We start from the raw sequence: 26,380 nt of genomic DNA, 5'->3' as shown, positions 1-26,380 counted from the left end.
GCCCACGACGGTTGAGAGCTATCGGGCGCGACGACTGCGCCTTGGCCGGGCGGCGGCGATGGTCTCCCGTGCGAGCAGATCGGCAGCTCGGTAGAGATCTTTCGGCTCCAGGTGTTCCCGCGTGGTCCGGTTGAGGCCGGCGGCCAGTTCCGTGCACGCCTTGAGGGCGGGCGTGAGGTTGCCTTTCCCTCGTACGTGTACGACCGCGAAGCGCGCGCACAGGGAGCTGAGTTGGTTCTGTACGGCGTCGTTGATGCGCTGGGATCCGCTGCTGCCGCAGAAGACCAGGAGAACAGGCGTGTCCGCCGGGATGTCGAGTCGCTTGCGTAGTTTCTCCGGTCTGAGCGCCTCGGAACGGGATCGACCGAGCACGAAGAGCTCACCTTCGCGGTGAAGGGCCGGAAACGTTAAGTCAACGGCCGTGAGCACTTCGGAACCCGGCAGGCATGAGACTGTCTGAAGCGGCCACGGCCCTGGAACTGTCCGGATCTTCAGCCCTGAGCAAGATCGAGAACGGCAAGTAGCGAGTGCCGGCGATCACCCTGGCGGGATACTTCGAGGTCTGCGGCCTCACTGATGACCTTCGAAAGCACAAGATTCGCACCATTGCTTTGCTGGCGCTGTCCGGCAAGCGGAGCAACCTGTTCGAGCAGTACCACCAGTCCATCCGCGATCCCTTCGCCGAGTACCCGCACCTCGAAGAGCCGGCCAGCCGGAACGAGACCTGGTCGTACGTCGTGCCGGGCCTGCTTCAAACTCCCATCTACGCCAAGGCGGTTGTGGAGCGGAGCCGGACGTGGCAGACCGGGCGGGAGATCGACAACTTCGTAGAGCTGCGGATGGCGCGTCAGCAGGCACTTACGCGGAAAGACCCACTGCACCTGTGGTGCGTACTGGATGAGGCCGCGCTCCATCGGCAGGTTGGCGGCGGCGAGGTCAAGGCGTAACTGAAGCATCTGCTCGTTGTCACGGAGGAGCACAAGAACGTAGCGATACAGGGTCTGTCGAACGAGCGCGGTGGCCGCGCCGGCATCGATGGCCCTTTCCATCTCCTACACCTTCCTCGCAGGGCCGCCGGTCGCCGTGGTGGAGCCGCTGACAATCGCCATCTACCTGGAGCAAGATAGCGACATCGGTCGTTACGAGACGGCGTTCAACCATCTCCGCAGCGAGGCCCTCGATGCGGACGCCTCCCGGCGATACATTCACGACTTGATCAAGGACTGAGCATGAACAAGAAGGTCGATCTCACCAACGCGGCCTGGGTCAAGAGTGACCAGAGCAACGGTGGCGACAACTGCCTGGAGATCGCATTCGTGGACGGCGTGGTAGCCCTCCGCGACTCCAATGACGTCGGCGACCCCGAGGCCAAGATCCTTGTCATCTCCGAAGACGACTACCGCGCCTTCACCGGCGGGGTGTCCAAGGGCCAGCGCAACCTTCTCCTCCCCTGACCCGCAACACCCGCACACCCGAGGCTCCGTAGTCTTGAAGCAGAACTACGGAGCCTGTCGAGCTGCTCAAGTCACGGCGTGCAGCTCGTCGTAACTGTCCACGTAGCAGACATCGATCAGGTGGGCGGTCGATCAGTGAGTCGGGCCAGCCGAGGCGGTAGCGAAGCAGTGGGGCCCGTGCATCACGTGTCGGCTTCGCGAGGGGAGGAAGCCTTCTTCGAAGGTCATGTCCGCGTTCCAGGGGCGGGCGGAGTGTTCAGGGGCGTGACCCGTTTGTTCTGCATGGAGGGGACGGCGTTCGACTATGCCGATACGGTGCTGCGATGTCGGCCTTCCTCCAGCAAGTTCCGGCGCTGATCGGCGTAGTCGTCGGTGCCCTTGGCTCCTATCTGGCGGTCACTCTCGGCGATCGAGCGCGGTTTCGTCGTGAGCAGGCGGCTCGGTGGGAGGATCGGCGTTTGACCGCCTATACGGATTACGCCAGGTCACTCAAGGCGATAATCAGCGTGCTGTTCAGGGTCTCGGCTCACTTCGGCAACGACCCGCATCCGCAGCCTCTGGCGCCGGCGGAGGCGAATCCGCGGTTGGCCAGTGCGTCCGAGGCCCGTGACCAGGCATGGGAGATGGTTCTGCTGCTGGCAGCCTCGGAGGTTGTGGACGTGGCGCACGCGTGGGCGAGGACGATCGCCGCGATGGAGCGGTTCGTGCGGGACGAGACCCGTGATCCGGATGCCTGGTCGGCCTTGCTCGCGAATCAGCGCTTGGCCCGCGAGAGGTTCTACGCGGCGGCGCGGCACGACGTTTCGCTCCCGGCCGGCCACCCCGGGCGATTCGACACGACTCCAGGACCTTAAGAGGAGCTGACGGAAGTGCGGTGAACAGGAATAGTGAATTCCGGTAACTCCACGTCCTCGTAAGTGACTTGTCACTGAAAGAGCTTTCCCTGTGGGCTCGGTTGGGGCCGCCGATCCGAGGGAGAGGGGCCCGGTCGGTGAGCCCGCCACCGCCACAGGCCAGGACGTGAACGGCTACGTTGGCCTGCTGGAAGGCATATCGGGAAGCCGGATATCGGCGCCCCCGCAGGGACCCCGGGGCGCTCGGTATCGCCAAGGCCGCCGGGACGGTCGCCGTCCAGGCCGCTCCCAGCTGCAAGTTGAGCATGTACAAGCCGTTCACGGTGGACCGCATGATCAAGACCAGCGCCTCCCTGGTGTGCAACCAGAAGGGGGACATCAGGCTCAGGGGGTACCTGCTTCAGTACCGGGCCCTGGGTATCTGGGTGGCCAAGGCGGCCGAGGAGTACTCGGGCCCGGGTGCCTCGGCGACGGTGGTCACCGCCGAGTGGAAGTGCTCGGTGGGTGACAACCAGCTCTACCGGGGCCGAGTGACCACCCGCCAGCTCAAGAACTCCAACGGCACCTGGTTCGCGAGCGGACCGGTCGAAGGTCCCGAGCAGCGGCTGACCTGCCGCGCCTGATCACCGCCCCCCAGAGGCCCCGGTTCCGTGCCGACCGGGGCCTCTGGGGTTGCCTGTGTGGTCGGCGTTCACCTATCCGGGTGTTTGTGTCTTCCGGTTGCCCGGTTCTGCGGAACGGTTGGGTGGTCAGCCGCGAGAATCCCGGGCGTCAATTCTTCAATTCGCCTGGCGCACCGGAGGTTTATCATCAATCGTACATTTCGGGTCGGCAGGCGGTTCGCGGTCGCGGGGGCCGTGATGACGGCCGTGGCCATCGGTGTCTCTCCGGCGGGTGCGGGGTCGGTGCTGGCTCTGGACGCGTGTTTTGACCGGGCGCGGGAGCCCTATACCTCGGTCGTCGACAGTCACCTGCACACCCGTCCGTTCGGCGGCAAGGCGATTCCGTTCGAGGAACTCACCGGCTATCTGCACAAGAGCGGTGTCCGCTACGCGAGCATGTACGGCATCGGGCAGACGCTGCCGGTGGACTCCGGCTGTACGTACTATCTCGACTGCCCCGGGGTCCCCGTGACACCGAGCATGAAGAACGACTTCGTCAACGCCGCGAACTATCTGGAGGAGCGGCCCGAGGATCCCGAACTCGCGCTCTCCATGACCTTCATGGACCTGAACCACCCGGAGACCATTCCCAGCGGCATCGACCTCTACGACAAGGAATTCCCCGGGGCGTTCCGCTGGGCCGGCGAGGTCAACCTCGTCAAGCAGGCCCTCTTCCCCAACCAGCACGAGCCCGCGACCAGCGAGAACATCAAGAACTGGGCGCCGTTCATGAAGGTGCTGCGTGACCGGGGCATTCCGATCACCATTCACTCGGATCTCGGCAGTGACGCCGAGCCGACGAAGTATCTCCCGCTGATGGAGGAGACCCTCCGGCGCTATCCCCAGAACAAAATCGTCTGGGCGCACATGGGTCTGTCCAAGGAACTCTCCACCATGAACCCCGATCAGCACATCGGCATCATGAAGAGGCTCCTGGACCGCTACCCCCGGCTGACACTGGACCTCAGCTGGCGGGTGCTGGAGGACCAGTACTTCAGCAAGCCGGGAGTACGGCAGAAATACGCCGCGTTCCTCGACCGCTATCCGACCAGGGCCATTCCCGGCACCGACTTCGTGGCCGCCGCGAACAAGGACTACCAGGTCTACGCGGAGGAGCTGGAGGTCACCAGCCGTATCAACAAGGCCCTGGGGGACGAGGCGTTCCGCGGCATCGCCCTCGGCCGGAACTACTTCAGGCTCCTCGGTATCGACCGTACGGCCCCTGAGGTGTGCGCGGCGCGGTGACACCCGGGGGTCACCGTACCGTGCGGTCCCTTGGCTTATTACTACGTCTCATTGTCCAGCGCCGTCGGCAGGTCCGCCCTCCGCCTGATGCCCAACTTCCGGTAGGTGCTGGTGAGATGGGTCTCCACGGTACGCAGCGCCACATGCAGCAGTTCGGAGATCTCGGCGTTCGTCCGGCCGCCCGCGGCCAGCGTGGCGATACGGCGTTCGCTCGCGGTCAGTGAACTCCGGCCCGTCAGCGAGGCGTTGGTGCGGCGGGCGCCGCTGGCGCGCAGGGCCTGGTCCGCGTCGCCCGACAGCCGTACCGCGCCCAGCCGTTCGGCCGCCGCCGCGGCCTCCCTGAGCAGCGGGCGGGCCTGGCCCGGCTGACCGGCGGCCGTGAGCTGGAGGCCGTGGGTGATGAGCGCGGGGATCAGCTCGACTTCGAGCGCGGTGCCGCGCAGGGTGGCGACGGCCTCGGCGGTGAGTTCCAGACCGCGCCGGCCGCCGGTGGCCGCGCCCAGGGCGCGCAGCGCGCGGCCCCTGACCCGGGGGGTGTCCCACACGGCCGCGTACCGGTATCCCTCCTCGGCGAGCGCGAGGGCCTCCTGCGGTTCGCCGAGGAGCAGATGACACTCGGCGGCGGCCGAGCGCCACGGTGTGACGACCGGGCTCTCCACACCGCGGCCGAGCTGGCGCCTGCCGCACTCGCGGAAGTCGTCCAGGGCCCCCGCCGCGTCACCGACGGACGCACGCAGCACACCACGGGCGTAGAGGAAGCGGTTCAGCTCCCAACTGTCGTACGCGTCCTTGACGTTGACCCCGGCGGTCAGCCGCTCCGCCTCGGCGGGACGGCCGCACTCGACCAGCGCGAGGACGCGGTGGGCCAGGAAGTTGCTCGCTCCGGTACGGGGTGCTTCGCCGGGCGCCGGGATCTTGCCGGCGGTCTCCTCCAGCACCCACCGGTACCGCCCGCGCGCCGCCGCCGTGTCCAGCCGCGTGTTGAGCAGCGCCCCGTGGACCGGGTGCAGCGCCGACAGCCGGTGCTCGGTCAGCCCGTTCCTGATGATCCGCTCGGCGTGGTCCAGCGCGTCGGCCCACTGTGTCACGGCGGCGGCCGTACCCAGCAGATACGGCACCAGCAGCGGATCCTCCGGGGCCGCCAGCAGATGCTGGATCTGCCGTACGGCCGACTCGGCGGAGAGCAGCCCGGCCGTCGCCTCGTACCGGATCAGCAGGGCGCGCAGAGCCGGGCTGATCTGCTCCGGGGCGTGCTCGGCGCTCTCGCGCAGCCGGGTGTAGACGGCCCGCCGGATCTCCCGGTCGTGGTCGGAGAAGAACGCGGACGCCGTCTGGACCGTACGGGCGAGGACGGGTTCCCCGTCCAGCGCGCCCAGATCGCGCATGACGTCGAGCGCGGCGTGCGGATCGCCCCGGTTGGTCAGGGCGCTGCCAAGGGTGACCGCGGCCAGCACTCGTTCCCGGGGCTCCTCCTGGAGGCGCAGCGCCTCGGCCAGCAGGGGTATCCCGCCGGACCGTTCGCCGGACCGTTCGGCGGCGAACTCCAGTTCGCCCAGTTCGGTGAGGACCGCGGCCCGGCGCTCGCGCGGCAGCGGTTCGTCCAGCGCGCGGCGCAGATAGTGCGCGGCGGCACCGGTCCGGCCGGCCCTGGCCGCGTCGGCCGCCGCGTCGAGGAGTGGCTTGACGGCGTACGCCGTACCGCCGGGGGTGGTACGCAGCAGATGGCCGGCCACGGCTTCGGCACCGTCGCCCCGGCGTTGGCGCAGTTCGGCCGCGCGCAGATGCAGGGCCTGCCGGTCCGCGTGGGGCCAGCCGTCGAGGACCGCGCCGCGCAGCAGGGGGTGCGCGAAGCGCGGGGCGCCGCTGCCGGGGGCGCGGCGCAGCAGGCCGATCCGGATCATCGCGGCGATCCAGCCGCCGACGCGGGCGGGATCGGCCCGGGTCAGCTCCGCCAGGAAGGCGTCGAAGCTGTGGCCCATGCCGTTGTGTCCCATGGCGTTGTGTCCCATACCGCTGTTGCCCATACCGCTTCCGGGGTGGGGACTTGGGCCGGTGCCGGCGCCGGCGCTGCTGTCGGGCTGGTCGTCCTGGTCCTGGGCGTCTGCGCGGGGGCCGGGCGTTCCGGGGCCGCCGGGAGCCCCGTACTCCCCGCCCTCCACGTCCGTGCCCTCCAGCTCCGCGAGCGCACGCGCCACCGCGGTGCTTCCTGGGCCCGTGCTCTCCAGCCACCACGAGACCGCCGCTGCGAACGCCCCCGGATACAACTCCGCGCTGTTCCGAGGCAGTTGCGGCTCCGGTCCGACGCCGTCCGGGAAGACCGCCCGCAGATCGTCGAGCAGGGCGCGCAGCAGCAGCGGATTGCCCGCGCCCGCCCGTACGCAGCCGTCCACCCAGGTGTCACTGGTGTCCGCGCCCAGGGCGCCCCGGATCAGCTCCTCGGCGGCGCGCCGGCTCAGCGGCGCCACCGGGTGCACCCGGACCGCGTCGGGGGGCAGCGAGTACGCGAGGCCCGGTGTCGGCGGGGCGATGTCGTACTGCCCGCGCTCGGTCACCACCATCAGCACCGGCATCCCGGTCAGCCGCCGGGCCCCCTCGGCCAGCAGGCGCCGGGACTCGGGGTCGGCGAGGTGCGCGTCGTCCACGGCGACCAGCACGGGCGACCGGGCCGCGTGCGCACAGAGCAACTGCCACAGCCTGGCCGGGAGTTCGAGGTGGTGCGGGGTCTCCGGGGTGTCGTCGCCAAGGCCGCCGAGACCGCCGAGGCCGCCGAGACCGGGCGGCCGTTCGAGGAGCTGCCGTACGAGGGCGAGGGGGACGCCGGAACTCTCGGCGGAGGCATGGGCCCGCAGCACCCGCATGCCGAGCTTCGCGCCCAGCTCGACGGCGGCCTCCAGCAGCGCGCTGCGGCCCGTACCGGTGGGCGCGCGGAACAGGACCAGCCGTCCCGAGCCGCGCAGGGTCCGTTCGGCCTCCGCGGTCAGCAGCTCCAGGGCGGCCTCCCGCTCCAGGAGCCCGGCCGAGGCGGGGCCGGTGACGGGGGATGGGGTGGAGGACGGGGCGGGGGACGGAGTGTGGTTTGTGGCGGGGGCCGGGGGAGGTTCCTTGACCTGCGTTGACGGTACGACAGCGGCTTCGGCGGGCGGCACGGCGGCGGCCGGCTGACAGCACGGTGCCGGCGGGCGGGCCGGTGGCGGGTTCGCCGCCTGATCCGGACTCGCCGTCATGGGGAACCTTCCACCGATCTCGTGGTCGGTCTCGTGGTGGGCCACGGTTGTGGTCGTCCTATCAGCGAAGGAAGGGTGGTCAGGGGCAGGAATCGGTTGTTCCGCTGAGGCAAGACGTAAGGACGTATGGGCATGGTTCTGCGAACTCCGGTCAGAATTCCGGTGGAGATCCATGCCTCGGATCCCCTCTCCCACGACGGAGCGGTCAGCCAGCTCCGCCCGCAGGCCGAGATCGAGCTGGTCGACGAGGGCGCGGGCCGGCAGGGCACGGTCGCGGTCCTGCTCGCCGAGGGACTGGACGAACCGACGCTCTCGCGGCTGAGGCGGCTGACCCGTACGGACGGCACCAAGGCCGTCCTCGTCACCAGCCTGATCCGGGAGGCGGAGCTGCTCCAGGTGATCGAGTACGGCGTCGGCGCGATCGTCTGGCGGCGCGAGGCCACCGGCCACCGGCTGCTCCAAGCGGTGCTCGCGGCATCCCGGGGCGACGGGGATCTGCCGGCCGACCTGCTGGGCAGACTCATTGCCCAGGTCGGCACGTTACAGCGTGGCACCGGCGGCCCGTCGGGAACCACCGGCTCCGGCTTGGCGCCGCGCGAGGTCGACGTGCTCCGGCTCGTGGCCGAGGGGATGGACACCGGGGAGATTGCCAGCAAACTGTCGTACTCCGAACGCACAGTCAAAAACGTCATGCACGGTCTCACGACCCGTCTGCAACTCCGCAACCGCGCCCATGCCGTGGCGTATGCCTTGCGGGAAGGCTACATCTGATGGTTCGCGAGTGAGTCAAGGGCCCTGAGGACAGGGATGGGGCGGCGCGGGGGCAGGGGGATTGCCCCTTGATCGTCCCCCCGGCGGCTCGCGGGATGGGCGTCCGGACGGCGATGATGGGCTGGGGCGCACCATGCCGAGGCGCCCACGACGACATGCAATCGAGTACAGGTAAGAGGCCGCCCCACCTATTCGCGCGGCCTCCCCATCGGGTACAGGTGACAGGTCGTTCGGCGACGGGGCGTTCGGTGACGAGCGGCCGGACGGCGAACGGCGACAGCGAAGGGCTGCACGACCGTGATCCACGAGGTGGACGACATCCTCCGGGGACTCCTCACCCGCGGCGCCTTCGCGGGGTCCGACGTCGAAGTCGTCTTCGACGCCCCGACACGCGACTGGGCGGCCCGGCGCAACGCCCCGACCATCGACGCGTATCTCTACGACATCCGCGAGGACACCACACGCCGTCAGCGTGGCGCGGTGTCGGTCCGTGACGAGCGGGGCATCGCCGTCCATCAGCGCCAGCCACCGCGCTGGTTCCGGCTCGCGTATCTCGTCACCGCCTGGACCAAGCGCCCGCAGGACGAACACCGGATGCTCTCCGCGGTACTGCACACACTGCTGCCCTGGGAGATCCTCCCGCCGGAGGTACTGACCGGGTCCCTCGCCGGACTCAAGCTCTCCATCCCGCTGTCGGTCTCGGGAACGCACACGGAGGCGCGCTCGCTCGCGGACATCTGGTCCGCGCTCAACGGCGAACTCAAGCCCTCGCTCGACGTGGTGATCACCGCGCCCCTCCTGGCGTCCCCCGAATACCGGGTCGGTCCGCCGGTCACGGAGGGCCTCGGTGTGCAGATACGGGGGAGGGGCGGTGCGCCCGACGACAGTCCCACGCACTACCTCAGCCCGGAGGCCCTCGCCGCCGCCAAGGAGGACTTCGTGAGGAGGAACGGTACGAGCGGAGCGGTTCCGGAGCAGCGGAAATGAGCGGCGACCCCTCCTACCCTCTGCTCGAACGGCTCGCGCGACTCCGCGACCGGGTGGCCCTCCTGGTCGACCGGCGCAGCGCCACCGACCCGACGGCCAACGACCCGATGCGCGGGATGTATCTGACGGACGACCGGGTACGGCACCTGCTGTTCGAGCCGGAAGGGCCGGCAGAGGCGGAAGAGCCGAAAGCCCCGGAGCCGCACCCCGACGACCGGCTCCACCGACTCGCCCGCCGGCTGGGCTTCGGCCCGCTCGACATGCAGATCCTGCTGATCGCGCTCGCGCCCGACCTGGACCGTACCTTCGAGTCGCTGTACGGCTACCTCAACGACGACGTCACCCGTCGCCGCGCGACCGTCGCGCTCGCGCTCGAACTCTGCGGCCTGCCCACGCACTCCGCCTTCGGCCGCTCCCGGCTCCACCCGGCCGCGCCGCTGCTCGCGCGGGCGCTGATCGAGGTCGAGGAGCCCGAACGCCCCTTCCTCAGCCGCTCCTTGCGCGTGCCCGACCGGGTCGTGGCGCATCTGCTGGGCGACGACACCCCGGACCCGGCGCTGGGCGGCACCGTACGCCCGCTGCCGTACCCGCGGAGCGCGGGCCCGGTGCACGGCGACGACCCGCTGGTACGGCGGCTGGCCGAGGCGCTCTCGGCGCGCCCGCTCACCGTCTACCTGCGCGAACACCGCGACGGCGACGGGCTCGCCTGCGCCACCGTCGCCCTGGACGCGGCCGGTATCGACGCCCTGCATCTCACCCCGGGGCATCAGGCGGGCGACCCCCAGGACGACCACCGCCCCGATGACCACACGTCGGCGGACCGGGCGACGGGGGAGCGCCTCCCGTACCGGGAACTGCTCCGCGAGGCGCGGCTGACCGGGCAGGCGATCGTGGTGACCTCGCTGCCCGAGAGGCCGGAGAAGCTGGTCCGGGCGCTGGCGGTGCACGATGTCCCGGTGGTGTTCGCGGACCCGCGCCCGTACGACCCCCAGTGGTGCGAGGGCGGGCCCGACCCGCTCGTGCTGGACGCCCCCCGGCAGCGGGCCGGCGCGCTCGACGCCTGGCGGGCGGCGCTCGGCCCCGAGGAGCCGGGCTTCGACCTGGCGCCGGTCGTCGCCGCGTACCGGATCGGACCCGGCGGGATCGACCGCGCCTCCCGCGCGGCCCTGGACCTCGCCGCGTTCGACGGTACGGAGCTGTCCGCCGCGCATCTGCGGCTCGCGGCCCGGCAGCAGTCCGTGTCCGGCCTGGAGCGGCACGCCCGCCGTATCCGGCCCGACGTCGGCTGGAACGATCTCGTCCTGCCCGAGGGCCCGCTGTCGCAGCTGCGCGAACTGGTCCGGCGCGCCCAGCACCGCGACCGGGTGCTCGGCGACTGGCGGCTGAGCGCGGGCGGCGGGCGCGGCCGGGGTGTGGTGGCGCTGTTCGCGGGCGATTCCGGTACGGGCAAGACGCTCTCCGCCGAGGTGGTCGCGGGCGAACTCGGCCTCGATCTCTACGTCGTACAACTGCCGTCCGTCGTGGACAAGTACGTCGGCGAGACGGAGAAGAACCTGGAGCGGATCTTCACCGAGGCCGACCGTACGGACGCGGTCCTGCTCTTCGACGAGGCCGACGCGGTCTTCGGCAAGCGCTCCGAGGTCAGCAGCTCCAACGACCGCCACGCGAACATGGAGAGCGCGTATCTCCTCCAGCGCCTGGAGTCGTTCGACGGTATCGCGCTGCTGACCACCAACCTGCGCTCCAACATCGACGACGCCTTCACCCGCCGGCTGGACCTGGTGGTCGACTTCCCGTTCCCCGACAAGGCCCAGCGCCTGGCGCTCTGGCGGCACAGCCTCGCCCATGTCCCGTGCGCCGACGACATCGATCCGGCGTCCTGCGCCCGGGACTTCGAGCTGGCGGGCGGCTCGATCCGCAGCGCGGTCGTCACGGCCGCGTACGCGGCGGCGGACCGGGGCGGCGCCGTCTCGACGGCGGATCTGCTGGCGGGCGCCCAGCGCGAGTACCGCAAGGCGGGCCGGCTGGTGCTGGACGACGCGTCCTGGTAGACGAAGCCCGTTCTGGTGGCCGCGCCGCGGGCTTCACAGCCCCGCGGCGCGACCACCCTGACCAGCGGTCTACTGCATCGGTCCCGGGAGCCAGTCCTTGGCCACCACGGTGCCGGGGAAGTCCGCCGCCTTGGTCCAGCCGTGCTTCGCCTTCGTGAGCGCCGCCTGGTCGACCACGCCGGTCTTCTCGGCGCCGATCAGGCCCTGGTACTCCTTGATCCTGTTCGTGAGACCCGGAGTCAGGACGTCCTTGTCCTGGATACGGTCCCGCAGATACTTGATGTTGGCCCTCGTGTACGCGATCGTCGACTCCAGGTCACCGTCGTCGATCTCGGCCTGGGTGCCCCAGAGCAGCATGTTCCGCACCCAGAACACCTCCGGGCTGGCCTCGCCGTCCTTCAGCGGCACGGTCTCGACGGCGACGAAGTGGGACGCCAGGAGCGCGGTCATCGTGCTGCGGCCCAGGAACCCGTAGCCGTCGAACTCGCCCAGCCGGCTGGAGCCGCTGTAATTCCGGTCGTTGGCCTGCTGGAAGCACTTCAGCGCTTCCTTGGTCGCCGCGTCCAGCTTGCCCACCGTGTGCGGGGCGGTCAGCTTGCAGCCGGCCGCTCCCTCCACCAGGCGTACCTGGGCGAACTGCACGAAGAGATTGGGCTTGTCCGCCTGTGTGATGGGCAGCGGACCCTCGGGGATGATCTCGTTCTCGACCTCCTCCTCTTCCTTCTCCTTTTCCTTGTCCCCGCCGCCTCCGCCTCCGCCACTGCCGCCGCTGTCCCCGCCGCCGTCCCCGGTGTCCACGGTGTCCCCGGGACCGTCGTCCGTCGTGGGCGGCTCGGGGGTGATCTCCGACGTCGGCTTCTCGGGCGTCAGTTCCTGCGCCTTCTCCGGTGGCTCCTCCGGCAGCGCGGTGGCCCCCACCTGCTGGATCTTCGGCCGCGCGAGGGTGGTGACCGGTGCCTTGTAGTTGAACCAGAGCACAACGCCGGCGATGGTGAGCGCGAGCAGCAGACTCAGCGTGGTCATCAGCCAGAACGGCAGAAAGCTGCGCTGTACGTACGTTCCGTCCACGGTCAGGGGCTCGGTCCCCGAGCGCCGCAGCGCCAGCTCGTACGGCCGCTGCTGCTTCTGCCCCACCCAGGTGATCTGCCGGGGCTTGAGGGTCGCGTCGACGAAGGCGGCGCGGCCGGGGGCGATCTGGATGTTCGCGGGAACGATCTCGTACGACAGCTGGTCGCCGTTGTCGCCGCCGGTGACCGACATGGTGAGCGGCGTGTTGCCGAGGTTGTCGACGGCCAGCTTGGGCCGGCCCCTGAAGCGTCCCTTGACGGTGTGCGGGACCAGCTCGGCCCGTACCTCCGTGAAGGCGGTGAAGGTGACGTTCCCTTCGGTGACCGTGGCTGACCCGGGGTGCTCGGTGGGCAGGATGCGCACCCCGTACGGATGCGGCCCGGCCGTCGCGTCCGGGCTGCGGGGCGGGGAGAACGTCAGCTCCACGGTGCCGGTGGTTCCAGGAAAGAGCCTGATGGACGGCGGTTCCACCGTGACGTACGGTGCGATGTCGCCGACGGCCTCGAAGCGGTACTCATCGACGACGTCGCCGGTGTTGCGCAGACGCAGTCGTACGGTGGTGCTGCTGCCCGGGTCGACCGTGGTCGAGGCGGGCTCCAGGGATGTCCAGGTGGTCACCCGATGGACGTTACTGTCCCCCGGGAAGACGACGGCAGAAGCCGCGGGGTACCGCCGCTGCCCGAAAGGTGGCGCGCCTTGCCCTTGAAACCCCGCACGCAAACGCCCGTTCGCCGCCAGGCACCGGCTACACCGTGGCGCGGCGAGGGGCGGGGTGGCTCCGGGGGCGCGGGAGTTGCCCCCAGGGACATATTCCGTGCCCCTGATCAGGTACGTGAGGACGTTTACCTGACCGCACTCGGACCGAGAGGCTGAATTCTGGACTTGTCTTGGTACCCCGAGGAGAGCAGAGCATGCCGTCTTACCTGTCGCCGGGCGTATACGTGGAAGAAGTGGCCAGCGGCTCTCGTCCGATCGAGGGGGTCGGCACCTCGGTGGCCGCGTTCGTCGGGCTGGCGCCCGAAGGTCCGCTGAACGAGCCGACGCTGGTCACCAACTGGACCCAGTACGTCGCCTCCTTCGGAGAGTTCACCGACGGCTACTTCCTGGCTCACTCGGTGTACGGCTTCTTCAACAACGGCGGTTCCGCCGCCTATGTCGTCCGTGTGGGCGGCACCCCCGGCGGAGTGGCGGGCGCGCCGACCGAGGGCGGCAGCGCGGTCGACGGCCGGCGCGGCCGGTCCGCCGTCGCCGCCGGTACGGGTCCCGCCGCGCTGACGGCCGGGGCGCCCCAGGCCCTCGGCACGTTCAAGGTGTCGGCCATCGCGCCCGGCGAGAGCGGCACGCTCAGCGTCGAGGTCACGGACGCCGAGGGCGAGGGCCCCGCCGAGCGTTTCCGGCTGGTCGTCAAGGACGGCGCGAAGCCCGTCGAGACCTTTGACGTCTCGGCGAAGAAGAGCGCCCGCAACTACGTGGTCACGCAGGTCAAGGAGCGCTCCGCGCTGATCTCCGTGCAGGAGGCGGTCGCGGCCTCGCAGCTGGCCCGCCCCGACAACCAGACGGTCGCGCTCGCCGTGCCCGCCGCCGCGCAGACCCCCGCGGTCCCGGACCCGGTGGAGACCGAGTCGGTCGGCATCGCCGAGTACCTGGGCGACTCCTCGGACCGTACGGGCTTCGGCGGTCTCGAAGCGGTGGACGAGGTCTCGATGGTCGCCGTCCCCGACCTGATGGCCGCCTACCAGCGCGGCGCGATCGACCTGGAGGCCGTGAAGGCCGTCCAGCTCGGTCTGATCGCCCACTGCGAACTCATGGGCGACCGGCTGGCGATCATCGACCCGCCGCCCGGCCTCAACGCCCGGCAGATCCGGGTCTGGCGCCAGGAGACGTCCAACTACGACTCCAAGTACGCCGCGCTCTACTACCCCTGGATCAAGGTCTTCGACCCGGCCGGCGGCCAGACCCGGCTGATCCCGCCGAGCGGTCACATCGCCGGCATCTGGGCCCGTAACGACTCCGAGCGCGGTGTGCACAAGGCCCCCGCCAACGAGGTCGTCCGCGGCGCCGTCGACCTGGAGCTTCAGATCACCCGGGGCGAGCAGGACCTGCTCAACCCGATCGGCGTCAACTGCATCCGCACCTTCCCCGGCCGCGGCATCCGCGTCTGGGGTGCGCGCACCCTCTCCTCCGACCCGGCCTGGCGCTACCTCAACGTCCGCAGGTACTTCAACTACCTGGAGGAGTCGATCCTCAACGGCACGCAGTGGGTCGTGTTCGAGCCCAACGACCAGGCGCTGTGGGCCCGGATCAGGCGCAACATCTCCGCGTTCCTGGTGACGGAGTGGCGCAGCGGCGCGCTCTTCGGCGCCTCGCCGCAGGACGCCTACTACGTGAAGTGTGACGCCGAGACCAACCCGCCGGAGTCGGTGGACCTGGGACGGGTCATCTGCCAGATCGGCGTCTCGCCGGTCAAGCCCGCCGAGTTCGTGGTCTTCCGGCTGGCGCAGTTCTCGGGCGGCAGCGGCGAGTTGGAGGAGTAGGACGAGCCGGAGGAGACAGGACCGGTCGGTCCACGTCCTCCCGCACACCCTTGACTCGCATCTGATTTCGCTTACAGACACGGGCCCCGCGGGCCCCCCCATCAGTGGAAGGAACGGCTTTCATGACTCTCTCGCAGGGCGATGCCCTCACTACCCATAACTTCGGCCTCCAGATCGACGGCGTGATGGTCGAGCACCTCCACGGCGTGGGCGAGCTGGGGATGGAGCAGGACGTCATCGAGTACTCGCAGGTCACGGAGAACGGCCTGCCGATCATCAAAAAGATGCCCGGTGTGAAGAAGGCCGGCGAGACGACCTTGACGCGCGGCGCGAACCAGTCCAAGGAGTTCGACGAGTGGATCGAAACCTCGCTGCGCGGTGACATGGCCTCGGCGCGCAAGAACGCGAGCATCATCTACATGGACTACCAGTTCAACCCGGTCAAGCGTAAGCACCTGCGCAACGCCTGGTGCTCCAAGGTAGTGGACCCCCCGGTGACGGCGGGCGAGGCCGCCATCATGACCCAGACCGTCACGATCGTCTACGAAGAGCTGGTCACCGAGTAATGCGCCGCGGACCTTCCAGGCCCGCCACCGACGCCGTTGCCGCCACCTCCGCATTCGCGGACGTGGCGGCCCCGGCCGTCGTTCCGGCGGAAGCACCCCCCGTACGAGAGCAGTTGCGGACCGAGTTCGCGTTCGAGCTGCCGCGCGGGTACGTGGACAACAACGGAACGGTGCATCGCGAGGGTGTGATGCGGCTGGCGACCGCCCGGGACGAGCTGGTCCCGCTGCGGGACCTGCGGGTGCAGGAGAATCCCGCGTATCTCTCGGTGGTACTGCTCGGCCGGGTCATCACCCGGCTGGGGACCGTGGAACACATGCACGACGGGGTGGTGGAGAACATGTTCGCCTCCGACCTCGCCTTTTTGCAGGACTTCTACCGGCAGGTCAACGCCGAGGGCCACACCCGGGCCGGTGTGTCCTGCCCGCACTGCGAGCAGCCGTTCGAGGTCGAGCTCGGCGGGAGCCGCCTGGGGGAATCGTGACGTACGCGACCGACCGGATCCACGAGGAGATCGCGTACATCGCCTACCACTTCCACTGGAGCCTGGAGAGCATCCTGGACCTCGAACACCGTGAGCGGCGGCGATACGCCGAACAGATCGCCACCTTGGTGACGCGTGCTGCGACGGAGCGGTGATGGGGATAATCGACCGGCTCAAGGGCCGGGGCCGGGGCGGGAATCAGGGTCCGGGACAGGACCGGGACCCGAGTGCGGCCGGGGGCGGGGACGGTGCGGTACCGGGACCCGCCCCTGAGGCGTCCGCCGGTGCGGGTGCGGCTTCCAGTGTTTCCGGTGGCGGGGGGTTCGGCTGGGCCGGTCTGCCGCCGATCCAGCGTGCGGTGCTGGCGCCGGGACGGCACACGGTCGCGTCCGCCGACTTCGCGGGTTCGCTGAGCACTTGGCAGAACCACTCCTTCTCCGGGACGCTCTCGCACGCCGTGCTTGACAGCGCCCCGACCGGTGTCATCAAGGACGCCCTGTCGCCCGCCGTGGGATCCCGGCCGGGCGGCCTCGGCGGGGCCAGGCTCTCCCTGCCGGTCGCCGTCGTGGACAACGGTGACGGCGAAGCGGCGGACGGTACGGGAAGGGGCGGTGCGGGCGGCCGGGGGTATGGCCCGGCGCCTTCGGTGCAGCGTGCCCAGGGCCCGCGGGTCGCTCCCGTACGGCCGTCACGTCCTGGCCCCACGCCCTCGAAGCTGACGCGGGCCGCCGCGCCGAGCGCGGTGCAGCGCAGGGTGCTTCCCGCGGTGGCGCCGCGCAAGGTGGCGCCCGCGCCGGCGGCTGCCGCGGTGGCGGCGCCCAAGCCCGCGGTGGCGCCGCCGCCCAAGCCTGCGGCGGCGTCGGGGCCGTCGCCCGCGCCTGCTTCGCCGTCTGCGTCTGCGCGGTCCGCTGCCTCCTCTTCTTCTCCGGCGGCTTCTGCCGCCGTCCAGAGGTCCGCCGTTGCGCCGGCGGCCACTCCTCCGGTGCGGCGCCCCGAGGGGGGCCAGGACGGCCCTCCGGGAGGCTCCGCGCGGATCGTGCCTCCGGGCCCCCGGCGGCCGGGTCCTACGGGTGCGCCCAAGGCGATGCCGCCGGCTCCGTCCGGCCCGCCGCCCGGTGTGCCCGGTAAGGCGGGTGGGGCGGATGCGGTTGCCCCGGTCGCCCCGGGCAGGACCGCTTCGGACCGGACTCCGTCGGCTCCGGCCTCGTCGTTCCCCGTACAGCGCCGTGCGGTGAGTGCTCCCGGCCGGGAGGCGGCGGGACCGGCGGACGCCCCGCGCCGGGACCGCCCGCTGCTCGGGCCTCCCGTGGCAGGGCCGGTGGTTCCGCCGGCCGCACCGGCTTCGCCGCCGCCGGTACGGCCCCGTCAGGGCATCGCCGCTCCCGTCGTACGGCCGTCCGCGCAGGCACCGGCGACGCCCGGAACGCCTCCGGCGGGCGCTGCCGGGCAGGCGCGTGCGGCCGACGGCGGCCGGCGCGGAACACCGTCCGTGCAGAGGGCATCGGCGGCCGGACCGGGGGCCGTCGCGCCCCGGGCCGGAGCGTTGGGGCCGGGTACGTCCCGAACCGTTACGCCCGGAGCCGCTGTGCCCGGTGCCGGTATGCCGGGAGCCGGTACGCCGGGAGCCGTTGTGCCTGGCTCCAGTGCTGGACAGCGGCCGGCCCGGCCCCGGCTGGGCGCTCCGTTGAGCGGGCCCGCCGGTGCTCCGGCGGTGCCCCCGCCGGTGCCCCCGCCGCTGCCCCGTGCGGCGCGGCCGACGGCGCAGCGCGCGCCCGGTGCCACGGCCCCGGGCGGCACTGCCCCCGTACAGCGCTCGGCGGCGGCCGGTCAGCAGCCGAGCACTCCGGCGGCTCCGTCCGTACGGCCGCACGTTCGGCCCGCGCAGGGGTCCGCCGCGCCTGCCGCTCCCGCCGCGCCGCTCGCCACCGGATCGGCCACCGGCCCCGCAGCCGCACCGGCCTTGCCCGTACAGCGGAGCGACGCTTCGGGGGGCGCGTCACCGAGTGGCGGCGCGTCACCGAGTGGGAGCGGGCCGTCGAGTGGGAGCGGGCCGTCGAGCACGGGGGGTGGTCCTGCCTCCGGTTCCGGTTCCGCCGGTCCGGCCGCTTCGGTCGTCGTACCCCTCAACTCCCCTCAGCTTCCTGCGGTTTCCGGCTCCTCCGGTCCTTCCGGATCCCCTGCGCGTGCCCCTGCTGCCCCGGCGCGTGTGAACGCCGCGCCCGGTCCGGCGCCTGCCGCTCCGCGCGTCACCGGTGGTGCGCCTCCCTCCGTGACTCCCTCCGTATCCGCGTCGGAACCGGGGCGTTCGGTCGGCGCGTTGCCGGTGCAGCGGGCAGCGGCGCCGACCGGGTCGACGCGGCGGCCGGAAGCGGCTCCGGTTGTTCCTCCGGCCGCTCCTCCAGTGGCTTCTCCAGCGGCTTCCACGCGGTCGGTGCCCATGGTCGGTGACCGTCCTGCCTCCGGGACCGTGCCCGGGGCCGTGGCCGGTGAGCCGGTGCGGCCCGTGGTGAACGACGTGTCCGGACCGGGCCGTTCCGTCGGTGCTCTGCCGGTGCAGCGCGCGTCCCTCGACCGCACACCGCCCGGTACCTTGCCCCAGTCCTCCGCCCCCGGCACCGCCACCCCGGCTGCCCCGGCCGGCGGCGCTCCCGTGGCTCCGTCGCGTGCCGTGCCGTCCGCCGGGCGGTCGTCCGCCGTAACCCTGTCGTCCGCCGACGCGCCGGTGGTGTCGGTGTCACGGTCGCTGCAGGCCGCCCCGCTGGTGGGTTCCTCGCGGCCGGTGACGGCCGCCGGGTTCACCTCGCCGTCCCGGGCGGGCCGGCAGTCCGCGGCCCCGGCCTCCGCCCCCGCGCCCGTGGCCGCCGCCTCTCGGGCTTCCGTGCAGCGGGCCGCCGCTCCCGGGGCTGCCGTGCTCCCGGGCGTTCGTGGCGCCCAAGGGGCCGTACGGTCTCCTGCCTCCGCGCCCACGGGGATGAACGCCCCGACGGTCCGGACCGCCGCCCATGCTTCGACCGCCCCGGCTGCTCCGGCCGCTCCGGCCGCCGTGCGTCTCCGTCGTGTGGGGACCGCCGCCACAGCTTCCGCGAGCGGTGCGGCTACGGCCACCGCCGCGTCCACGGCCGCGTCCACGGCCGCCGGTGCGGTCGGCGCTCCCGGGCACGCCGTACAGCGTTCCGTGTCGGCCTCGGCCTCGGCCTCGGCTTCGTCGTCGGCGGCGCCCGTCGCCGTCCGTACGTCTCCGTCCACGGCCCCCCGCGCCGTGGACGCCCCCGTCATGGGCACCGCGCCCGTACAACTCGGCAACGAGGGAGCCCGGTTCAGCGGTGTGGCCGAAGCCTTCCCCGTTGTCCAGCGCTCCGTGTCCGCGACGCCGCCCGCTTCGGCGCCCGTGTCGGCGCCGCGTACCCCGTCCGGTCTCACCCGTACGCCGGTGAGGGGCGCTTCCGGTGTCCCTGAGGCCGCGCGCGCCGTGAGTTCCGCCGTAAGCCCTGCCGCGAGCCCTGCCGTGCGTCCTGCCGCGAGCAGCCCTGTCGTGTCCCTCGCGCCCGCCGGGCCCGCTCCGGCCGTGGCGCTTCCCGTGCAGCGGGCGCCCGCGACCCCGGCCGCGACACCCGCCGCCACATCCGCGCAGGCGCAGAGGCAGACACAGATGCAGGCGCAGAGGAAGGCACCGGCCCCGGCATCGCTGTCGACGCCGCTGCGCGGCACGTCCGTCGCGGTGCAGCGGAAGGGCGGCGGAGGCGGCGGCGCCCGGGGATCCGGCGGGAGCGCACCGCCGCCGGTGGCCGACTTCTCGTCGGGCGGAGGCTCGTCGGGTCCGCCCCCGCCGTCCGTGACCAGCCAGTTCAAGCCCCGTGAGTTGCAGGAGGACCAGATGGCTGAGCTGGTCCACCGGCTGGTCGGACCGCTGACCCGGTTGCTCCGCACCGAGCTGCGGCTCGACCGCGAGCGGGTCGGCAAGCTGCGCGACCCCCGCCATTGACGACACCGGCACGGACACCGGCACGGACGCGGGCACCGCGCCACTGACCGGCCCCGCAGGCCCGCGACCGAACCATCCCGACCAACCGCATGTGGAACCGCAGGAAGGCACCACCTGATGCCCCAGGAACTTGACGCAGGCTCCACCATCTTCTTCCACCTCACCATCGACGGTGAGAGCCTGGGCAACTTCAACGGTTGTGAAGGACTCTCCTCCCGGGTCGAGATCGAGCAGCGGCAGGAGGGCGGCAACAACGGCTTCGTCTGGCAGCTGCCCACCCGCGTCACCTTCTCCAACATCACACTGACCCGGCCCCTCACCGACGAGACCTCGAAGGTGGCGGAGTGGATCTCCTCCGTCACGACCGGGGTGTCCCGGCCCACGGGGCAGATTGCCGCGCTGCGCGCCAACGGCTCGATCGTCGCCCAGTGGGGGCTGATCGATGTGCTCCCGGTGAGCTGGCGCGGTCCTTCCTTCGACCCGGCGAGCCCCGCCGTGGCGACCGAGGTGCTGGAGATCGCCCATCACGGTTTCACGGACGCGGGGGTGGCGTAACCGATGAGCCTCAGCAGTTTCGGCGTGGGCGACAGCCTGGTCAAGGCGACGCTCGCCATCCACCAGCCGCCGATCGGCAGCAGCACCACCCCGGGTGCGCTGATGAAGATGTTCAACTTCGACTTCAACCCGGCGCAGATGTCGCTGTCCCGCAGGGCCCTGTGGAAGACCACACCCACCGCCGCCGTGCGCGACGGCGCGGTCCCGGAGTTCATGGGGCCCGAGCCCCGGGAGATGACGGTGGAGATCTTCCTCGACCGCTCGACCGACCCGGACAGCAACGATGTGCGCAAGAACGTCGAAGCGCTCTTCTCCTGCTGCGAGACGACCGCCGCCAGTATCGCGGCGAAGCAGCCGTCGACCCCGTGGGTGGTCTTCGAGTGGGGCGCCTTCTCCACCGCCCGCTTCAACGCGTACGTCAGCTCCGTGGAAGCCTCGTACACCCTCTTCAACACCAACGGGATGCCGATCCGCGCCACCTGTCAGGTGAATCTGCACGAGATCCCGAGCAGCACCCTCGGCCAGAACCCCACCTCCGGCGCGCTCACCACCCGCCGGGTGCACCGGGTCGTGGCGGGCGACTCGCTCCAGCTGCTGGCCTGGCGCGAGTACGGGGACGCCACCGCGTGGCGCACGATCGCAGAGGCCAACGACATCGACGACCCGAAGGTGCTGACGCCCGGTATCGAGCTGATGCTTCCCGCCGCGGAAGAGGTCGGCATCTGATGGCCGATATCGGTTTCTCCAACATCCTCACGGTGAACATCGCCGGCAGCCCGCTCAAGTCCCCGGAGGACAAGAAACTGGTGGGAGGCTGGGTCGACTTCGGCGCCGGGGTGCCCGGCGCGTTCCAGCTCACCTTCCGCGACAGCAAGAAGGACGTCCTCGCCAAGCTGGGCGTCGAGATCGGCGTTCCCGTGATCATCGCGCCCCTCTCGGACGGCCAGGGCACACCGCTGATCACCGCCGAGGTCACCGCGCTGGAGACCGACTACGACGCCACCGGTACGTTCACCGTCATCCGCGGCTACGACCGGGGCCACCGGATGCTCCGGCAGCGCCGGGTCGCCGCGTACAAGAACAAGACCGCCACCGAGATCGCGGTCGAGCTGGCGCGCAAGAGCGGCGTCCCGATCGGTGAGACCCAGACGACCAAGGGCCACTACGAGTTCATCAGCCAGGCCAATGTCACCGACTGGGACTTCGTCCAACGCCTCGCGGACGAGAACGAGATGGTGATGTCCATCAACTCGAAGGGGCTGTTCCAGTTCGTCAAGCGGAAGCGGGCGGCCACCGCTCCCGCGCCGATCCCGCCGGGCGCGCCGACCGGGCCGCGCGCGTCGGGCGGGAAGAGCGGGATCGTCCTGAAGGGCGGCGAGGAGATCACCCGCTGCCGCGCGGCCGTCACCTCGGCCGACCAGGTGGCCGAGGTCGCGGTGCGCGGCTGGAACGTCACCACCAAGCAGTCCCTCATCAACAAGGTTCCCGCCAACGACAATCCGGGCCTGGAGATCGGTACGACACCGGCCGCGGTGTCCAAGAAGTTCGGCAAGGCCGAACTCGTCGAGACCGACACGCCCTACGACACCCTGGACGAGGTCAGGCTCGCGGCCGAGTCACTGGCGGACGATGTGACCGCCTCCTTCGCCGAGGTGGAGGTCACGGCGCACGGCAACACCGAACTGCGCCCCGGCGTCGCCGTCACCCTCCAGGACGTGGGAAAGCCGTTCGAGGGCAAGTACACGGTCACGGCCGCGCGCCACACCTTCGGCGACCAGGAGCACTACCAGACGTTCATGAACGTCAGCGGGCGCCAGTGGCGTTCGCTGTACGGGCTCACCTCCGGTGGCGGCGGGAGTTCGGCCAGGCTGCCGAGCGTCGCCAACGCCCTGGTCACCGACATCAAGGACCCGAAGGAGCAGGGCAGGGTCAAGCTGAAGTTCCCGTGGCTGGACGACATGTACGTCAGCGACTGGACGCGTACGGTCCAGTTCGGCGGGGTCAAGGGCGGCGGCATCATCAGCCCGGACGTCGACGACGAGGTGCTGGTGGCGTTCGACCGCGGCGCCCTGGACCACCCGTATGTCATCGGCGGCCTCTACAACGGCGTCGACAAGCCGGACCCCGGCGATGTGCCGGTGTACGACGCGACGCGCGGCAAGGTCACCCGGCGTACCCTCTCCGACCGTAGCAAGAACCGGCTCGACCTGCTCGACCAGAGCGTCGGCCTCCAGCGCGGGGTGCGGCTCGCCACCGGCGACGACCGGCTCACCATCAAACTGGACCGGACGAAGACCGAGATCGTCATCGACAGCAAGGGAAAGGTGTCCATCCGGGGGAGCGGCGCCGTGGCCATCAACGCGGGCGGCAACCTCTCGCTCAACGCGGTGGGCTCCCTGACGATCCGCAGCGGCGGACCGATGAACATCAACGCGGCGAGCATGCTCTCCGTGAAGACGGGCGGCGCCCTCGGTATGACGGCCGGCGCGGCCATGTCGTTCACCGCCGGGGTCTCCCTCCAGATGACCGCGGCCATCAACATCGGCCTCCAGGCGGCCACGATCAAGTCCACCGGACTCCTCACCTCCAACCTGAAGCCGGTGCTGACGATTGGGGGTATCTGATGGCGGAACAGTTCGTCGGCTCCGGCTGGGCGTTCCCGCTGCGCATCAGTCCCACCGGCGGGATCGCCATGGTCAGCGGGGACCGCGAGGTCGAGGAGGCCATCCGGCTCGTCCTGTCCACCGCGCCCGGCGAGCGGCCGATGCGCCCCGAATTCGGCTGCGCCATCCACGACATGGTCTTCGCACCGGTCAACGAGGCCACCGCGGGCCGGATCCAGCACGAGGTCCACAGCTGTCTGGACCGCTGGGAGCCGCGCATCGAGGTGGATGACGTTGTAGTCTCCGCGGGCGACGAACAGGGCGTCCTCTTCATCGATGTCCGCTACTCGATCACGGGGACCAACAACCCGCGCAGCCTGGTCTTCCCGTTCTACGTGATCCCCTCCCACGACGGGCCCGAGGGGTCCGGCACGTCCGACGAGCACTTTGGAAGCGACCGCTGATGGCCCTGCCCTCCCCGAACCTCGACGACCGGCGCTTCCAGCAGTTCGTCGACGACGCCAAGCGCTATATCCAGCAGCGCGCCCCCGAATGGACCGACCACAACGTCTCCGACCCGGGGGTGACCCTGGTCGAGACGGTCGCCCACATGGCCGACCAGATCGTCTACCGGCTCAACCGGGTGCCCGAGAAGAACCATCTCGCGTTCCTGGACCTCATCGGGATCACCCTCTTCCCGCCGTCCGCCGCGCGCGCCGATGTCACGTTCTGGCTGTCGGCGCCGCAGCGGCAGCCCGTGGTGCTGGCGACGGGCACCGAGGTCGCCACCGCCCGCACCCAGACCGAGGACGCGGTGGTCTTCGCCACCGAGCGCGAACTCACCGTCGTACCGTGCGAGTTGTCGGCGCTGGTGGTCCAGCGGACCGGTGAGGAGGCCGTCGACCGTACCGCGGACCTCGCCGAGTCCAAGGACGTGCACTGCTTCACGGAGTCCCCGCGGCCCGGCGACCGCATGCTGTTCGGGCTCAGCGCCGCCGTACCGGAGTGTGTGGTCGTCCTGGAGCTGGACAGCCAGGTGGACGGTGTCGGTGTCGACCCCCGGCAGCCCCCGCTGACCTGGGAGGCGTGGACGGCCGACGGCTGGGTGACCTGCGAGGTCGAGCGGGACACCACCGGCGGGCTCAACCGCCCCGGTGAGGTCGTGCTGCATGTCCCCGGCGGTCACGCGCTCTCCCGCGCAGGGCGGCGCGAGGCGGGCTGGCTGCGCTGTGTGGTCACCGAACCGGCCCAGGACCAGCCGTTCTACACCACCTCGCCCACCATCCGCTCCGCCGAGGCGTTCAGCATCGGCGGCACCACCGGGGTGGTCCACGCCGAGACCGTGCGGGACGAGGCCCTCGGGGAGTCCACCGGGCTGCCCGGCCACCGGCTGCGGCTGGCCCACAGCCCCGTCGTCGGCGGCCCGCGGCCCCTGGTGCTCCAGGTCGCCGAGCGCGACGGCTGGATCAACTGGCAGACCGTCGGCCACTTCGCCGCCTCCGGCCCCAACGACCGGCACATCACCCTGGACGCGGCCACCGGCGAGATCGCCTTCGGCCCGTCCGTACGCGAACAGGACGGCACCCTGCGCCAGTACGGCGCGGTCCCGCCCAAGGGCGCGCCCATCCGGGCCCGTCTCTACCGTACGGGCGGCGGAAAGGCCGGCAATGTCGCCCGGGGCGCCATCCAGGTGCTGCGCGACTCCGTCCCGTACGTCTCCGATGTCGTCAACCGGGAGGCCGCGCGCGGCGGGGTCGACGGCGAGACCGTCCAGGAGGCGAAGCGCAGGGCGCCCATCGCGCTCAGCGCGCAGGACCGGGCCGTGACCCTGCGGGACTACGAGGAGCTGGCGCGGCGCGCGGCGCCCGAGACCGCCCGTATCACCTGTCTGGCGGCCGAGCCGGACGAGCACGGCGCGCATGCCGTACGGGTGCTGGTCGTGCCGCAGGCGGTCTCCGACCCGGGCGGCCGGCTGCGCTTCGAGCAGCTCGTCCCGGGCGACGAGATGCTGGGCCGGATCACCCGCTTCCTGGACGAACGGCGCCTGATCGGGACCCGGTTGGCCGTCGGCCCGCCGTTCTACCAGGGGGTGACCGTCGTCGCGACCGTGCACGCCTTCCGCGGTACGGACACCGACCGGGTCAGGCGGGAGGCGCACGACGCCCTGTACCGCCACCTCGACCCGCTGACCGGCGGGGCGCACGGCACGGGCTGGCCCTTCGGGCGCCCGGTGCAGGCGGGCGAGGTCTTCGCGGTGCTCCAGCGGGTGCCCGGCGTCGAGCTGGTGGACGAGGTGCTGCTGCACCCCGCCGACCCGCTGAGCGGCAAGCGCGGCGACCCCACCGAGCGGATCGATCTCCAGCCGCCCGCGCTGGTCTTCTCGTTCGACCACCGTGTCCGGGTGATTGGGGACGCGTCATGAGCGCGTACGGGAGTACGGGCGGGAGCGGCAACGGCGGGTACGGGAAGGGCGGTTACGGGAACGGCGGGAGCGGCAGCGGGAACGCGCGTGGGCAGGTGAGCGCGAGCAGGCGCGGCTCCATCGACGGCCTCGGCTCCTCGGCCCCGCTGGGCGTGATGCTGCCCGCCGTGTTCGCCGACGACGATCTCGCCCAGCGCTTCGTCGCGGGGCTCGACGAGGTCCTCGCGCCGCTCCACAACGTGCTCGACTGCCTGGACGCCTACTTCAAGCCGTCGCTCGCGCCCGCGGACTTCACCCGCTGGCTCGGCGACTGGGTGGGCGCCGGGACCGAAGGGCCCGACACCGCCGGGTACGCCGTGGGATCCGGCGGCCCGGACCTCGCGAAGTCCCCGCTCGCCGCGCCGGGCACCGGCCACCCCGACGACACCGAGGCGACGGTCGCGATGCGCGCGGCGGTGACCGCCGCCGTACGGCTGCACCGTATCCGCGGCACCCGGCGCGGACTGGCCGAGGCGGTACGGCTCGCCTTCGGCGTGGAACCCGAGATCACCGAGAGCGGCGCGGCCACCTGGGACGCCAGGCCCCTGGGCCCGGTCCCCGGCGAGGCCCGCCCGCGTCTGCATGTCACCGTACGGCTGCCGGACCCCGGCCCCGCAGCCGAGCACCGGCTGGACCGCCTTGTCGCGGCAGCCCGCCCCGCCCATATGCCTTACACGGTCCAGGTGACCGCAGCCGAAAGGACTTCCGACAGGTGACCAGTCAGCAGGCTTCCCCCTCCACGCCACCCGCTTCCGCGGGCGGCGACGGGGGGAACAAGGCACGTCACTGCGCAGAGTGCGGTACGCGGCCGACCCCGGGGCAGTCGTTCTGCGACGGCTGCGGCGCGGTACTGAGCTGGACCCCGGACACACAGGAACGGA

Annotated in this window: 24 protein-coding genes; 19 read left to right on the top strand and 5 right to left on the bottom strand. The window is 71.3% G+C overall.

The window, feature by feature from the left end; translation table 11 throughout:
- Positions 1-18: 18 nt before the first annotated feature.
- A complete protein-coding gene (locus DVK44_RS07555; protein ID WP_228447028.1) occupies positions 19-372 on the bottom strand; it encodes a glycosyltransferase in 354 nt (117 codons plus the stop codon).
- A 155-nt stretch (positions 373-527) separates the two neighbouring features.
- Here DVK44_RS07555 and DVK44_RS37580 point away from each other — a divergent pair, with 155 nt between their 5' ends.
- The 6 genes from DVK44_RS37580 to DVK44_RS07530 all read left to right on the top strand — a co-directional run bounded on the left by DVK44_RS37580 (position 528) and on the right by DVK44_RS07530 (position 4,215).
- Positions 528-947 (top strand): Scr1 family TA system antitoxin-like transcriptional regulator, encoded by a 420-nt coding sequence (locus DVK44_RS37580; protein WP_269439576.1) that lies wholly within the window; start codon positions 528-530, stop codon positions 945-947.
- Between the two features lie 70 nt (positions 948-1,017).
- The gene (locus DVK44_RS37575; protein ID WP_269439575.1) at positions 1,018-1,227 is read left to right on the top strand and encodes a Scr1 family TA system antitoxin-like transcriptional regulator; all 210 of its coding nucleotides are present in this window, start codon (positions 1,018-1,020) and stop codon (positions 1,225-1,227) included.
- 2 nt (positions 1,228-1,229) lie between these two features.
- Positions 1,230-1,454, top strand: a complete 225-nt coding sequence (locus DVK44_RS07545; protein ID WP_114658942.1) for a DUF397 domain-containing protein — start codon at positions 1,230-1,232, stop codon at positions 1,452-1,454.
- Positions 1,455-1,777: 323 nt separating this feature from the next.
- Positions 1,778-2,308 (top strand): hypothetical protein, encoded by a 531-nt coding sequence (locus DVK44_RS07540; protein WP_114658941.1) that lies wholly within the window; start codon positions 1,778-1,780, stop codon positions 2,306-2,308.
- A 332-nt stretch (positions 2,309-2,640) separates the two neighbouring features.
- A complete protein-coding gene (locus DVK44_RS07535; protein WP_162793698.1) occupies positions 2,641-2,931 on the top strand; it encodes a hypothetical protein in 291 nt (96 codons plus the stop codon).
- Positions 2,932-3,168: 237 nt separating this feature from the next.
- On the top strand, positions 3,169-4,215 hold the full coding sequence (locus tag DVK44_RS07530; protein WP_114658939.1) for an amidohydrolase family protein: 1,047 nt from the start codon (positions 3,169-3,171) through the stop codon (positions 4,213-4,215).
- 41 nt (positions 4,216-4,256) lie between these two features.
- Here DVK44_RS07530 and DVK44_RS07525 read toward each other — a convergent pair whose 3' ends face one another.
- Positions 4,257-7,439, bottom strand: coding sequence for a helix-turn-helix transcriptional regulator (locus tag DVK44_RS07525; RefSeq protein WP_114664974.1), 3,183 nt, complete (start codon positions 7,437-7,439; stop codon positions 4,257-4,259).
- A 132-nt stretch (positions 7,440-7,571) separates the two neighbouring features.
- On the opposite strand from DVK44_RS07525, the gene DVK44_RS07520 reads away from it, so the two are divergent.
- From DVK44_RS07520 to DVK44_RS07510, 3 genes are all read left to right on the top strand, one after another.
- Entirely contained in the window at positions 7,572-8,210 is a 639-nt protein-coding gene (locus DVK44_RS07520; protein ID WP_114664973.1) for a helix-turn-helix transcriptional regulator, read from the top strand.
- 297 nt (positions 8,211-8,507) lie between these two features.
- Positions 8,508-9,197, top strand: a complete 690-nt coding sequence (locus DVK44_RS07515) for a DUF4255 domain-containing protein (RefSeq protein ID WP_114658938.1) — start codon at positions 8,508-8,510, stop codon at positions 9,195-9,197.
- A complete protein-coding gene (locus DVK44_RS07510) occupies positions 9,194-11,248 on the top strand; it encodes an ATP-binding protein (RefSeq protein ID WP_114658937.1) in 2,055 nt (684 codons plus the stop codon). The genes DVK44_RS07515 and DVK44_RS07510 overlap by 4 nt, the downstream gene beginning before the upstream one ends.
- 69 nt (positions 11,249-11,317) lie before the next feature.
- Here the strand turns inward: DVK44_RS07510 and DVK44_RS07505 are convergent, their stop codons facing one another.
- Positions 11,318-12,934, bottom strand: coding sequence for a COG1470 family protein (locus tag DVK44_RS07505; RefSeq protein WP_114658936.1), 1,617 nt, complete (start codon positions 12,932-12,934; stop codon positions 11,318-11,320).
- Positions 12,935-13,227: 293 nt separating this feature from the next.
- Between DVK44_RS07505 and DVK44_RS07500 the strand changes: the two genes are divergently transcribed.
- The 4 genes from DVK44_RS07500 (at position 13,228) to DVK44_RS36680 (ending at position 16,053) form a co-directional block, all read left to right on the top strand.
- Positions 13,228-14,850 carry a phage tail sheath family protein gene (locus DVK44_RS07500; RefSeq protein WP_114658935.1) on the top strand — a complete coding sequence of 541 codons (1,623 nt, stop codon included), beginning with the start codon at positions 13,228-13,230 and terminating at the stop codon, positions 14,848-14,850.
- 122 nt (positions 14,851-14,972) lie between these two features.
- Positions 14,973-15,416, top strand: coding sequence for a phage tail protein (locus DVK44_RS07495; protein WP_114658934.1), 444 nt, complete (start codon positions 14,973-14,975; stop codon positions 15,414-15,416).
- Positions 15,416-15,898, top strand: coding sequence for a hypothetical protein (locus DVK44_RS07490; RefSeq protein WP_114658933.1), 483 nt, complete (start codon positions 15,416-15,418; stop codon positions 15,896-15,898). The genes DVK44_RS07495 and DVK44_RS07490 overlap by 1 nt, the downstream gene beginning before the upstream one ends.
- Entirely contained in the window at positions 15,895-16,053 is a 159-nt protein-coding gene (locus tag DVK44_RS36680) for a DUF6760 family protein (RefSeq protein ID WP_181957422.1), read from the top strand. The genes DVK44_RS07490 and DVK44_RS36680 overlap by 4 nt, the downstream gene beginning before the upstream one ends.
- 1,672 nt (positions 16,054-17,725) lie before the next feature.
- Here DVK44_RS36680 and DVK44_RS36280 read toward each other — a convergent pair.
- Positions 17,726-17,959 (bottom strand): hypothetical protein, encoded by a 234-nt coding sequence (locus DVK44_RS36280; protein WP_162793696.1) that lies wholly within the window; start codon positions 17,957-17,959, stop codon positions 17,726-17,728.
- Between the two features lie 72 nt (positions 17,960-18,031).
- On the bottom strand, positions 18,032-19,747 hold the full coding sequence (locus DVK44_RS36275; protein ID WP_162793694.1) for a hypothetical protein: 1,716 nt from the start codon (positions 19,745-19,747) through the stop codon (positions 18,032-18,034).
- A gap of 250 nt (positions 19,748-19,997) precedes the next feature.
- On the opposite strand from DVK44_RS36275, the gene DVK44_RS07475 reads away from it, so the two are divergent.
- The 6 genes from DVK44_RS07475 to DVK44_RS07450 all read left to right on the top strand — a co-directional run bounded on the left by DVK44_RS07475 (position 19,998) and on the right by DVK44_RS07450 (position 26,215).
- The gene (locus DVK44_RS07475; protein WP_114658930.1) at positions 19,998-20,435 is read left to right on the top strand and encodes a phage tail protein; all 438 of its coding nucleotides are present in this window, start codon (positions 19,998-20,000) and stop codon (positions 20,433-20,435) included.
- Between the two features lie 3 nt (positions 20,436-20,438).
- Entirely contained in the window at positions 20,439-21,161 is a 723-nt protein-coding gene (locus DVK44_RS07470) for a CIS tube protein (protein WP_114658929.1), read from the top strand.
- Entirely contained in the window at positions 21,161-23,059 is a 1,899-nt protein-coding gene (locus DVK44_RS07465) for a VgrG-related protein (RefSeq protein WP_114658928.1), read from the top strand. The genes DVK44_RS07470 and DVK44_RS07465 overlap by 1 nt, the downstream gene beginning before the upstream one ends.
- Positions 23,059-23,502 carry a GPW/gp25 family protein gene (locus tag DVK44_RS07460; protein WP_114658927.1) on the top strand — a complete coding sequence of 148 codons (444 nt, stop codon included), beginning with the start codon at positions 23,059-23,061 and terminating at the stop codon, positions 23,500-23,502. The genes DVK44_RS07465 and DVK44_RS07460 overlap by 1 nt, the downstream gene beginning before the upstream one ends.
- Positions 23,502-25,460: a putative baseplate assembly protein gene (locus DVK44_RS07455; protein WP_114658926.1), complete on the top strand. Its 1,959-nt coding sequence runs from the start codon at positions 23,502-23,504 to the stop codon at positions 25,458-25,460. The genes DVK44_RS07460 and DVK44_RS07455 overlap by 1 nt, the downstream gene beginning before the upstream one ends.
- 155 nt (positions 25,461-25,615) lie before the next feature.
- A complete protein-coding gene (locus DVK44_RS07450) occupies positions 25,616-26,215 on the top strand; it encodes a phage tail protein (protein WP_228447578.1) in 600 nt (199 codons plus the stop codon).
- The last annotated feature ends 165 nt before the right edge of the window (positions 26,216-26,380 follow it).

Origin of the sequence: Streptomyces paludis (assembly GCF_003344965.1) — a bacterium.
Lineage (GTDB): Bacteria > Actinomycetota > Actinomycetes > Streptomycetales > Streptomycetaceae > Streptomyces > Streptomyces paludis.
The sequence above is the reverse complement of the archived record's forward strand: the minus strand, read 5'-3'. Positions and strand labels throughout refer to the sequence as shown.